The sequence below is a fragment of the Pseudoalteromonas sp. SG43-7 genome, from assembly GCF_014164295.1.
In the GTDB taxonomy this organism is placed as follows: Bacteria; Pseudomonadota; Gammaproteobacteria; order Enterobacterales; family Alteromonadaceae; genus Pseudoalteromonas; species Pseudoalteromonas rhizosphaerae.
Map to the genome: position 1 here is coordinate 23269 of NZ_JACJEY010000052.1, position 11898 is coordinate 35166.

Annotated in this window: 11 protein-coding genes and 4 tRNA genes; 10 read left to right on the plus strand and 5 right to left on the minus strand. The window is 41.5% G+C overall.

All coding sequences use genetic code 11. The features are described 5' to 3' along the window. The first annotated feature begins 33 nt into the window (after positions 1–33). Positions 34–1452, plus strand: coding sequence for a mannose-1-phosphate guanylyltransferase/mannose-6-phosphate isomerase (locus H5200_RS18635; RefSeq protein WP_182732559.1), 1419 nt, complete (start codon positions 34–36; stop codon positions 1450–1452). Positions 1453–1458: 6 nt separating this feature from the next. Here the strand turns inward: H5200_RS18635 and H5200_RS18640 are convergent, their stop codons facing one another. The 4 genes from H5200_RS18640 to H5200_RS18655 all read right to left on the minus strand — a co-directional run bounded on the left by H5200_RS18640 (position 1459) and on the right by H5200_RS18655 (position 5419). Further along, positions 1459–1812: a 2OG-Fe(II) oxygenase gene (locus H5200_RS18640; RefSeq protein ID WP_145242732.1), complete on the minus strand. Its 354-nt coding sequence runs from the start codon at positions 1810–1812 to the stop codon at positions 1459–1461. 61 nt (positions 1813–1873) lie between these two features. Further along, positions 1874–4030 carry an ATP-binding protein gene (locus tag H5200_RS18645; RefSeq protein ID WP_182762176.1) on the minus strand — a complete coding sequence of 719 codons (2157 nt, stop codon included), beginning with the start codon at positions 4028–4030 and terminating at the stop codon, positions 1874–1876. A 134-nt stretch (positions 4031–4164) separates the two neighbouring features. Continuing rightward, on the minus strand, positions 4165–4821 hold the full coding sequence (locus tag H5200_RS18650; protein ID WP_149983340.1) for a response regulator transcription factor: 657 nt from the start codon (positions 4819–4821) through the stop codon (positions 4165–4167). A 226-nt stretch (positions 4822–5047) separates the two neighbouring features. Further along, positions 5048–5419 carry a histidine triad nucleotide-binding protein gene (locus tag H5200_RS18655; RefSeq protein WP_149983339.1) on the minus strand — a complete coding sequence of 124 codons (372 nt, stop codon included), beginning with the start codon at positions 5417–5419 and terminating at the stop codon, positions 5048–5050. 89 nt (positions 5420–5508) lie between these two features. Between H5200_RS18655 and H5200_RS18660 the strand changes: the two genes are divergently transcribed. Continuing rightward, the gene (locus H5200_RS18660; RefSeq protein ID WP_149983338.1) at positions 5509–6147 is read left to right on the plus strand and encodes a DUF2057 family protein; all 639 of its coding nucleotides are present in this window, start codon (positions 5509–5511) and stop codon (positions 6145–6147) included. A 68-nt stretch (positions 6148–6215) separates the two neighbouring features. Here the strand turns inward: H5200_RS18660 and H5200_RS18665 are convergent, their stop codons facing one another. Beyond that, positions 6216–8060 (minus strand): M1 family metallopeptidase, encoded by a 1845-nt coding sequence (locus tag H5200_RS18665; protein WP_182740885.1) that lies wholly within the window; start codon positions 8058–8060, stop codon positions 6216–6218. 143 nt (positions 8061–8203) lie between these two features. Here H5200_RS18665 and murB point away from each other — a divergent pair, with 143 nt between their 5' ends. From murB to H5200_RS18705, 8 genes are all read left to right on the plus strand, one after another. Next, complete coding sequence (gene murB / locus H5200_RS18670; protein WP_182719319.1) at positions 8204–9214, plus strand: UDP-N-acetylmuramate dehydrogenase; 1011 nt, start codon at positions 8204–8206, stop codon at positions 9212–9214. Next, complete coding sequence (gene birA / locus H5200_RS18675; protein ID WP_149983335.1) at positions 9211–10203, plus strand: bifunctional biotin--[acetyl-CoA-carboxylase] ligase/biotin operon repressor BirA; 993 nt, start codon at positions 9211–9213, stop codon at positions 10201–10203. Before murB ends, birA begins: the two co-directional genes overlap by 4 nt. Beyond that, positions 10200–10895 carry a type III pantothenate kinase gene (locus H5200_RS18680; protein ID WP_182719320.1) on the plus strand — a complete coding sequence of 232 codons (696 nt, stop codon included), beginning with the start codon at positions 10200–10202 and terminating at the stop codon, positions 10893–10895. The genes birA and H5200_RS18680 overlap by 4 nt, the downstream gene beginning before the upstream one ends. A gap of 120 nt (positions 10896–11015) precedes the next feature. Next, positions 11016–11091: transfer RNA gene (locus tag H5200_RS18685), tRNA-Thr, on the plus strand. Between the two features lie 39 nt (positions 11092–11130). Next, positions 11131–11215 (plus strand) — tRNA-Tyr (locus tag H5200_RS18690). A gap of 45 nt (positions 11216–11260) precedes the next feature. Beyond that, a tRNA-Gly gene (locus H5200_RS18695) sits at positions 11261–11335 on the plus strand. A gap of 12 nt (positions 11336–11347) precedes the next feature. Next, a tRNA-Thr gene (locus H5200_RS18700) sits at positions 11348–11423 on the plus strand. Positions 11424–11557: 134 nt separating this feature from the next. Next, positions 11558–11898 (plus strand): GTP-binding protein (locus H5200_RS18705; protein ID WP_182762015.1); only part of this gene is annotated, 341 nt, incomplete at its 3' end.

Below are 11898 nucleotides of genomic sequence, written 5' to 3' on the forward strand. Positions count from 1 at the left end.
AACTACGGGCATTCAAATTTAAGTGTGTTTGCTATGAAAAACTCCATTATTCCAGTTGTATTGGCCGGTGGTATCGGTTCGCGGTTATGGCCATTATCGCGCCAAGCTATGCCAAAACAGTTTTTACCTTTACTGGGAGATGAGTCATTATTGCAAAGTACCTTAAATAGAGTCTCTGACTCATGTTTTACTGATCCGATTTTGGTTTGTAATGAACAGCATCGCTTTATTGTCAGCAGCCAATGCCAGCAAATCGGTGTTGCAACCATGGCGTTACTATTAGAGCCTGATGGCAAAAATACTGCTCCCGCCATCGCATTGGCAGCACAATATGCATTACAGCAAGGGCTTGATAAACCTTTATTAGTGATTCCAGCCGATCATCATATTGATAACTTTGAGTTGTTAATAGAGCAACTTCCTGATGCGATAAGCTTGGCGCAACAGGGCAAGTTAATTACCTTTGCAATTGAGCCAGACTCAGCCCATTGCGGTTACGGTTATATTAAAAATGGCACTAAAATAGCATCTTCAAACTGCTATGAAGTTGATCAATTTAAAGAAAAGCCCAGTCTACTATTAGCACAGCAATATCTTGCCAGTGGCGAATATAGCTGGAACAGTGGAATGTTTTTATTCACTCCTAGCGCATACCTTGCTGAACTTGAGCGTTTTGCACCAAAAATCGCCAGTTGCATTGCAGCAGCCGCCAATTTCAGTGGTGACTTAGGTTTTACCCGTGCCAATAATGAAGTCTTAAAAAACTGTCCAAGTGATTCAATCGACTATGCTATTTTAGAACGCAGCCCAAATGTGGCGGTGCTGCCTTTAGCGCTGAATTGGAATGATGTCGGCGGTTTTAATGCGCTATGGCAAAGTGCCGATAAAGACGAGCAAGGCAATAGCCTAAGCACCGATGACGTGGTTTTACATAGCCATAACAACTTGCTCAGCGGTGAAGAAGGTCATAGTATCGCAGCTCTTGGGGTGAGTGATTTAGCGATTATTCACACCCATGATGCAACTTTAGTCGCGAGCAAAAGCCAATTAGAGCAGCTTCCGGAACTATTAAAGCAATTAGCCGTTAAGCACGGTGATAAATTGATCCATCATCAAGCCGTGTATCGACCGTGGGGTAGTTACCGAGTGTTAATTGCAGGCACCGGCTTTAAAGTGAAAAAAATTATTGTCAGCCCAGCTGGCAAACTTTCAACGCAGCGCCATCAGCACCGCGCTGAGCATTGGGTTGTCGTCTCTGGCATTGCTGATGTGCGTATTGATGGCCAAGCACACAGGCTTACTGCCGATCAATCTTGCTATATAGCCGCCGGTCACATTCACAGTTTAGCAAACACGCAAAATGAGCCACTTATTCTTATAGAAGTACAAACTGGCAGCGTTTTAGATGAAACGGATATTGAACGTTTTGACGATCAGTATGGTAGAAAATAGTGAAGGTTAATCGCTTTTAACCCAGCCAATACTTAATATATAACGACTACCTTTTTCTATTTTGGTTACTGCATGCTGAGTTATATCGGGCCTAAATAGTTTTATACGCTGGCTTTGAAATAAGGTGTTTTCGCACATAAACTCACCGCCCAGTTGGGCACGTTTGATAATGAGATTTAAACGAAAATGCTTACCTTTTTTTACTTTATCTGTATGGGGCTTTATTTCACTACCAACGGGAAACTTAATTAAATAAGTATCAAACTTTACTGGCCAATGGGCGCCACACAGAAGCATTTTGTCATAGCCCGAATCTTGCCTGCCACGCTGCCAGCGAAATAAATTTTTAAAAATAGCCATTGTATCTTTTCCTTATTACTTTAACTTCGCCAACTCGCCAACTCGCCAACTCGCCAATTCGTCAACTCATCTGCTCCCTGACATACTTTAAATACTGCTCAAGGCTATTTTGCCATAACACCAATGCTTCTGTGAGTGACTCTTTAAGCGGTTTGTTGTCGAGTAAGCGTCGTTCTATTTTTTTTAACTCTATGCCGTAGCGGTTAAAACCGAGCTGTAAAGCGGTACTTGCTTGGCGATGGAGCAGCTTGATACATTGTTCTTTATCTTCATCTAATAATTGCTGAGCACGGATCAGCTTGTTACGAGCAGACAGCACAAACTCGTTGTATATAGAAGATATTTCATCTTCGCTAAAAGAACTTTTTAATGTTTCGGCGGCGGTGTCATCATACAAAATGTCACTGAGTTCTACCGCAACACTAGGTGCCTGGCTGTTTTGTGAGTCACTCAATGCTTGGCGTAGCTTTTGTTGCTTTATAGGTTTACCAACAATGTCTTTGATCCCTAAAGTAAAATATTCTTTTATTTCGTCAGGACTTAAACTGGCTGTAAAGGCCAGTACAGGGGTACGTTGATTTTTATGTTCCATACCTTTGAGAGTTTTGAGTACCTCTTGACCAGTAAAGTCCGGTAAGTTCATATCTAGTAGCACAACATCAAAATGGTAGGTTTGCATTAGTTCGATAGCGCTTTTACCATCACGGGCTAGTTTGATTTTATGTTCGTCATCGGCCATAAACTCAATAGCTATCTTTTGGTTTAAATCTAAATCTTCGACCAATAATACGTCTAATCCAGTTAAGTAGTCCTTCGATTGATGACGTTGTTCAACTAAACTCAACTCGCCAAGTGCCAGAGTAATATCAAAACTAAACGAGCTACCTTGGTCTAGTTTGCTGATAATATCGAGCTTTGAATTAAGTTTATCAAGCAAGCGACTGGTAATAGCAAGACCAAGACCTGTGCCACCTTTTTCTTTGCCGGCACTGCTTTGTACGTAAGGCTCTGTAAGGTACTCAATTTCGTCATCTTCAATGCCTGGACCTGAATCAATTACGCTGATGCGAATGTGGTGCTCAAGTTGGCGTTCTTCGAGTAATTCCACCTGAATTTTAACTTCACCTTTATCGGTAAATTTAATTGCATTACCGACTAGGTTAATAATAATTTGCCTTAGTTTTTGTTGGTCGCAGTAGTAACAAGCTTGCTCAGGAAGATTGTATATTAACTCAAACTTTAAGCGCTTTTGCTCAGCTAGTGGGCTAAGTAATAAACATAAGTTATGCAACCAGGTTTTAAATTCTACGTCTTCCTCATAGAGCGCTTCGTTGTGTTGGTCTAGGCTGGCGTAATCAAGTACTTTATCAACCAATAAGTTAAGTGATTCTGCAGAGTTTATAATGGCTTCGCAGTAAGGTTTATCACGGGGATCGGTTGATTGATTCAAAATTAGTTGTGCGCTACCTAAAATACCATTGAGGGGGGTGCGAATTTCATGGCTAATAGTTGATAAGAATAGCCCGCGAATTTCTAAATCTTTTTGCGCTTTGCTCGTTAGTTGGTTGAGATTTTGCTCTCTACGCTCATTACACAGTAACGCCATTCCAGTGGTATAAAATATTGGCGCAATCACACCATTGATCAATAACGTAATGGTAAACCAGTTTTCTTTCAGTAGTGTTAGGTTGTTCACACCTTCCATTAAAAAAACTCGCCCAGTAAAAATACAGCTGATAATCGTAAGGATCAAAATATAGACGATGCTACCGTTAGGGTAAGGTTTGCGCGCAAAGCGAATAAATAAATAAAGTAAGAAAAATGCTTCGCTTATATGCTGTAAATCAGAGGCCAGCATACGATTACGTAGGTTAGAGTCAACTACGGTAAAGTACATTAGCAACGCTCCGCAAAATAAGGTTGCTAATACAAAAAACCGAAACTCTTTGCCGCGATAACCTAAAAATTGGCTGATTGTTAACGCATGAATGATGGATGCGCTAAACCATAAACTATTTGCAAGTACAATAGTGGCGGTGCTATCGAAATGACCATGTAAGGCAAAGCTCATCAAGGCAATAAATAGCACTAAAGGATAAAGTATATACAGCACTGTGCCTGGGGTATGTTTATTAGCGCGCCAAGTTAAAAAATTGAGTAATGCCATGACGACCATCATGGCGGCGCTGGCAGAGTAGAGCGTGAGGGAGTCGAGCATTCATATTCCAAGCAGATCGAGGTGACGAGTTTAGAATAATGGCAATTGCGTTTGTTAGCAAATATCGCGCTCTTGAATAAACAAAAAACAGGCACAAAGTACCTGTTTTTAATATTAAAATAAGAGTTGCTAGGCTAGCGAATTTCGTCAGGAATATTTTGTTGTGCCCACGATAATAATTCAATACGATTACGACATTTTGTCTTTCTAAATGCGCTGTATAAATGAGTTTTTACCGTGTGTGGACTAATGCTTAACGCTTCAGCTATTTCTTTATTTTTAGAACCATTACTCATCAAAGAGATAATTGCTTTTTCACGCTTAGTTAATTTTACTGGTTCAATATCACCGTCAGTAAGTTTATGTAATGCGTCTTTATTAAATTGCAGCATACGGTTTAACGCGTTGCACATGATATCACGACGATACCACAGCTGGTCTTCCAGTAATAAACGAATGCCTTTCATTAGCACATCAGCGTTGTCGGTAGTATAAAAAACCCCACGAATACCGCTCAGCAATGCGCGATTAGCAAGTTCTGGATTTTCGTCTAAGTTGAATAATACGATATCGCATTTAACTCGTAGGTTGACCAGTTGCTCTTTCAATTTACCCCAAGCGTCTTGGCTTGATGTTTCGATAAACAATAAGCGCGTTCCCTCAGGAACTTCAGATATGTTTGTTCCGTTAGTAACATTGAGCCCTTGGGTTTTTAATAAAGGCTCTAATACATTAATACCAATTGTATTAATTGGCTCTAGATCTAGTAACAAAAAGGCTGTACTACTCATACTTATATACTCTTGAATAAAGTTGACCAATCAATCCTAACATGCAACCCGCTCCTTTTGTATTAGAAATTTATTACTTGGGGGTAAGATATGCATAGTTTTATAACGTTTTTCGTATTTTTCACAAAGGAAAAATTTAAAAATAACTGTAAATGATTGAAATTAATATAAAATAATATTTTTTCCAAAGTTGGTGTTTTTTTACAAATATTTACAGTAAACCAGTTTAAATTAAACCTTTTGTCTTATCTTGATAAGGAGGCCATCCCATTATTTTACCAGCTAGCATATGTAAATGGATATGATAAACAGTTTGCCCGCCATGTTCATTGCAATTCATTACCACGCGGAAACCATCCTCTGCAAAGCCTTGTTGTTTGGCTATTTTCGCAGCTACCACATACAGGTGGCCAACAATTGGCGCATCTTGCTCAGTAATATCATTGATGGTCGCAATCGCTTTTTTCGGGATAATCAGCACGTGAAAAGGGGCTTGAGGGTTGATATCTCTAAACGCTAAACTAAGCTCATCTTCGTAGATGATATCAGCTGGGATCTCGCGGTTAATAATTTTAGTAAAAATAGTTTCTTGGCTCATTTAAAGGGCTCTTTGTCGGTTGTACTAAAGTCACTAATGACAAACTTTGCCTGCAGTGTCAAACTGAAATCAAACAACAAGGAGCTATTATGCGTAAACAGATATTATTAAGCGGTATTGTATCATTATTTTTGAGTGCGACAAGTGTGGCTGAAACCGTTAATTTTCCTGAAGAAATAGTCCCATTACAAGTGGGCGATAAGAAAATTGAACATTCATTTTTCAATCGTGTTGATGAAATCGAACTAGTTCCTGGCGTATATCAGGTCAAACTTAAATACACCGATCTGTACGAGCAAGGTTACGATGAGCATCAAGTTATCGACTCAGAACCATTTTGGGTGACGATGACCATTGCTGCTAATACAGATTATGATGTGGTGTTTAACCGTGCTGATAATGCGGTAGCAGCAGAAGTTTTTGCAGAAGCGCCGCAAGTGAGCTTACAAGCAAAAGGAGCGTCATTAGGCACGCCACTGGCTATTATAGCTGAGCCTGATTTGACAAGTAGTGCCAGCTCTCAAGTTGCGACAGTGCAAGTAGCGCCAACAGCAGCATCAACAACCAGAGCTGCACCTAATGCTGCTAATTTACAAGCTCCAGTTTCTCGCCCTGCACCTAATGCAGGTAATGCGCCTAGTGCTGCCGCCATGTTAGATTTTTGGTGGCAACAAGCCAGTGCTCAAGAGCAGCAAGCTTTCATTGATAAAGTCACTAAAAATAAATAGCGCTGATTAAAATAGATAGCAAAAAGGGCGAATAAATCGCCCTTTTTTAATTTTGAGTTATTTAGCTATTACTTAGCAAACAAGTCGTCAATAGTACCTTGCGCAAGTGGGTGGTAACCCGGGCGCGCTTTTAGGTATACGTCATGTGCCCATTCACGTTTACCATTAGTAATTAGAGCTTTGTATAACGGCACGATTAACTTGCGACGGCCAATACCTGATAAGTGTTTATCAAGTGCTGGATAGATAGGTTGATAGCCATTGCCAACCGCAAGCATAAACCAAGCAAAAGCACGCTCTGCGTTAGTTGATTGTGTAAGATTGAACTCACTGTCTAGCATCGCCATTTTATCTAGGCTTAAATCACGTGGTAAGTTATTTAAAAAGTGTAACCACTCATGCACAGTCCAATTTGCCGTAGGAAGTTGTGCGGCTGTTGTTTCACCTTTTAACCATGCTGCAGTTGCACTATCTACTTTATCGAATGCATCTGAGGTTGGGTTTGGTGCATCGCTCGGTAAGCCAGGCTGAAAAATCCACTCGTTTACTTTATCCATGCTAACAACACCTGGATACTGTTCAATTAAGTTCGCTTTTAAGTAAGTAACAAACTCTGCGGTGGTCAAAGATTTGAATGAAAACTCTTTAAAATAGGCTTTTACAAATGGGTCGAACTTGTCGCGACCATACTTGTTTTCAAGGTAAATTAAGAATAGCTGGCCTTTAGTATATGGCACTGAGCTGAATGCATCGTCCGGATCGCGGCCATTAAGTTTTAAGTTAAGGCGAGTATCTGGCGCTGCAATAGTTTTAAGTTGAGCACGCAGGCCTGCAGCGTCAAGCGCTTGCTCCATAACCGCACGGTCACGACCATAAACTTCTTCCATAATACGGTTTTCAACGTACGAGGTAAAACCTTCATTCAGCCATAAGTCTTCCCATGTAGCATTGGTTACTAAGTTGCCAGACCAAGAGTGAGCAAGCTCATGAGCGATTAAGTTAACTAAGCTTTTATCGCCAGCAACAACCGTTGGAGTGATAAACGACAGGCGTGGATTCTCCATGCCACCGAAAGGAAAGCTCGGCGGTAACATTAAGAGGTCATAACGGCCCCAAGCATATTCACCGTACATGGTACTTGTTTTATCGATCATCGCTTGCGTGTCTTCAAATTCAGCAACTGATGCATCTAAAATGGTTGGTTCAGCAAAAATGCCGGTTTGGCGTGACATAGCTTTAAATTCTAGATTACCAGCGCCAATCGCAATTAAGTAAGGAGAGATTGCTTGAGGCATATCAAAAATGTAATCGCCATCTTTATAAAGTGCATCTTTGTTGTCAGCACTCATCACCGCACGAACATCTTTAGGTGTATGAATACGTGCCGAGTAAGTTACACGCATCGCTGGTGTATCTTGTACTGGGATCCAACTACGAGCATGAATTGCTTGCGATTGGCTGTACATAAACGGATGAGTTTTACTGGCTGTTTGCTCAGGTGTTAACCATTGTAAGCCTGATGCTTCTGGGCGACTATTGTAGTAAATGCGTACTTTTGCTGCTTGGTTTTTAAAAGTAATAGTTAACTTTGAGCCTTTAACATCATCACGTGCAGCAAGGGTAAATTTTGCTTTATGCCAGCCACCAGTTTGATCTTGATACATTACTTTATCAATATCTAAGTCACGGGTATCAAGTACCAATGTTTTGCTGTCGGCATTTTGCCATTGTAACGTATGCTCAACAAAACCTTCTAACTGCTTGTCGGCAAAATCAACGTCTAAATCAAGATTTAAGTGTGTGGTAATAACATCATCAAGATTAGCATAGGAATTTTGATCAATGGCACTGGCCATTGCTTGAGAGCACATACCTGCCATTGCGAGGCTTAAAAAAAGTGGTTTAAGTTTCATATTGACCCTGGACGGAAATAAAAAGTGCAGGTTTTATATCATGATTGACCATCAGGGTTGAGCAATTTTTACAATCTGATGCGCGTTTTGCGACGATAGGTTACACTATTGCGATTAGTGACAATTAACCTTTGGGGCATTTTGTGGCTCTCTCTTTGCAAGCTTTTCATACATTTTCTTTACCGAGCCAGTGTTCACAACTGTGCGAAATCACTGACCTTACACAATTACAGCTACTGACGTTTGATAGCCCTTTTTGCATTTTAGGTGAAGGTAGTAACACGGTATTTTTAAGCGATTATCAAGGCACTGTAATTAAAATGGCGACTACCGGTATCGCCATCATTGAACGCGACAATGATTACTTACTTGAAGTTGCTGCAGGAGAAAACTGGCATCAGCTTGTTGCATATACGCTCAAACAAGGGATGCCTGGGCTTGAAAACCTTGCTTTGATCCCCGGCACAGTTGGCGCAGCACCGGTACAAAATATTGGTGCCTATGGTGTAGAGCTGGCAAAATTTATTGAATACGTAGAATATTTTGATATCGCCACTAAGCAGCTCATCCGCCTTAGTTGTCAACAATGCGAGTTTGGCTATCGAGAGTCTATTTTTAAGCATCAATTAAAAAATAAAGCAGTGATCACTTGTGTTGCATTGGCATTACCAAAACTTTGGCAGCCAGAGTTAAGCTACGGTCCTTTACAACAGCTTCAGTCGGTAACGGCGCAGACGGTTTTTGAGCAAGTGATTAAAACTCGTAACAGCAAATTACCGGATCCTTACATACTTGCCAATGCCGGAAGCTTTTTTAAAAACCCAATTATAGAAAACCAGTTACTTAGCGAATTGCTCGTCGCGCATCCGCAGTTGCCTCATTATTACTATGATGAACACCACCATAAAGTAGCTGCCGGTTGGTTAATAGAACAAGCAGGGTTAAAAGGATACCGTATCGCAGGAATTGAAGTGCATCAGCAACAAGCATTAGTTTTAGTTAATTATGGTGGCAGTGAAGGCAGTGACCTAATTAAAATGATTCAACATATCCAGCAGCAAATATGGCAACGTTATCAAATAAGCTTACAGCACGAAGTTCGCTTGATGAATAATGATACTGAATGCCATATCGGTTTAGGGGAGTTAGCATGAAGGCGCCGGATGGTAATAAATTAGCAATCTTAAATGCGCTCAATCAGGGTGGCTTTATCTCTGGGCAATTACTTGGTGAGCAACTTGGCATTAGTCGCGCCGCAGTGAGTAAACATATGCAAAGTTTACAAGCGATGGGGCTGGATATTTTTAAAGTTAGCGGTAAGGGTTATAGCCTTAATAACTCCGTGGGCTTGTTAGAGCAAAATAAGATCCAGCAATATTATCAAGGCTTGAACGCCAGTACGGCACATATCGAAGTGCATCCGATCATTGATTCGACCAACAGTGAGTTAATGCGCCGTATTGCGGCTAAACAAACACTGGATTCAGGCACTGTCGTCGTCGCGGAAATGCAGCAAGCAGGGCGTGGGCGACGCGGACGCGTTTGGCAGTCTCCATTTGGTGCGAACTTGTATTATAGTTATTTCTGGCGCTTAGATGACGGGCTGCAAGCCGCAATGGGTATGTCTATCGCAGTAGGCTTAGCTGTTTACGATACGTTAAAAGCACTGTATCAGTTAGATATTGAACTCAAGTGGCCAAACGACATTTATCTTAATAAAGAAAAGCTCGCAGGTGTTTTGGTCGAATTAGATGGTCAGCCACAAGGGCCATGCCAGCTCGTGATAGGTATTGGTATTAATTTGCAAATGCCCACAAGCTACAGCCAGCAAATCGACCAAGCGTGGACTGATTTGAGCCAACATAGCCAACAGATTGATAAAAATCAGCTGGTGGCACATTTAACATACCACCTTGAGCAACGATTAGCGCAGTACAGTCAAACTGGCTTGCATGACATGTATCAGCAGTGGAACGAACTCAACGCCTTTGCAGGACAGTGTGTGGAGTTAAATACCGGGCATAGAAGCTGGCGCGGTATCTGTGAAGGCATAGATCCACAAGGTGGTATTCGTATTCGCCAAGATGGTGAGGTTAAAAGCTATTACGGTGGTGAAATTTCACTACGCAAGGCAGTTCAATGAGATTATTAATCGATGTAGGTAATACAGCACTTAAAGCAGCGCTATGCCAGCAAGGCGAAATCAAGCCGTGTGATGTTAGTGCGCTACCTTGGCGGAAAATTAACGAGCTGGTTTATGCAAGTGTTGGTAAAAATGAGCAACTCAATGGACTATTAGCACAAGCATCGGCATTTCAGGTGCCATGTTTTGAAGCGAAAGTGACTAAACAATTGAGTAACCTTAGCTGTGCGTATCAACAATTTAGTAATTTAGGTATTGATCGCTGGCTTGGTTTAATTGCTGCTTTTCAATTATGGCCGCAACAAGATTGCATCGTGATAGACACAGGCACAGCCACAACAATTGATGTACTTACAGCACAAGGACAACATTTGGGAGGTTGGATATTACCTGGCCTTGATCTCATGACACGCTCATTAACACAGAATACGCAGCGTGTTTTTGATGATGCCAACACGCCTTTTGCGAATGAGCTGGGTGTAAACACACCTAATGGTTTAAAAAATGGCGCGCTAGTGGCAACCTTAGGGGCTGTTGAACAAGCAAAATTACATTTAACCAATAAAAAACCTCAACTAATTTTTGCTGGTGGCTATGGTGCATTATTGAAAGCGCAATTTTTAGACGCGATTTATGATCCGCAATTAGTGATGAAGGGGCTCAATTACTGGTATGAATTGAGCAAAAATTAACAAAAACAGGCTGTTTTGCCTGATTTGTGAGCGTTCGGCACATAAAATCACATTTTTTTTAATTTTCTTGTTGCATCACCACCAACCTTCCTCTAATATCTCGCCCCGTACTAAAGCAGTGCCGACTTAGCTCAGCTGGTAGAGCAACTGACTTGTAATCAGTAGGTCAACCGTTCGACTCGGTTAGTCGGCACCACTTTCCTTTTACCGAAAGTGTTTAGTAAAGAATTATCGTGGAGGGGTTCCCGAGCGGCCAAAGGGATCAGACTGTAAATCTGACGGCTCAGCCTTCGCTGGTTCGAATCCAGCTCCCTCCACCACTTTATTCTTGACGGTTAGAGGTAGTTTAAGAACAGGTTGCTAACGCGGGCATCGTATAATGGCTATTACCTCAGCCTTCCAAGCTGATGATGCGGGTTCGATTCCCGCTGCCCGCTCCAGTTTCTGGTGTTGCTGATATAGCTCAGTTGGTAGAGCGCACCCTTGGTAAGGGTGAGGTCGGCAGTTCAACTCTGCCTATCAGCACCAGTCTTAGAATCTTCTTGATTACTTCCTTTATCTGTCAGAAAATACTATTTGAAATTTGAAAAATTTAACTTAATCTACCTCTGGTGGATTATTTTCATATGTAATCTAGATACACAAAACTGATAGGTTCCGTCATGGCAAAAGCAAAGTTTGAACGCGTAAAACCGCACGTAAACGTAGGTACAATCGGCCACGTTGACCACGGTAAAACTACCCTAACTGCAGCAATCACTAACGTACTTGCAAAAGTATACGGCGGTGTTGCTAAAGATTTCGCATCAATCGATAACGCTCCAGAAGAGCGCGAGCGCGGTATCACAATCTCAACTTCACACGTTGAATACGATACGCCTACTCGTCACTACGCACACGTAGATTGTCCTGGACACGCCGATTATGTTAAAAACATGATCACTGGTGCTGCTCAAATGGACGGCGCTATCCTTGTTGTTGCTGCGACTGATGGCCCTATGCC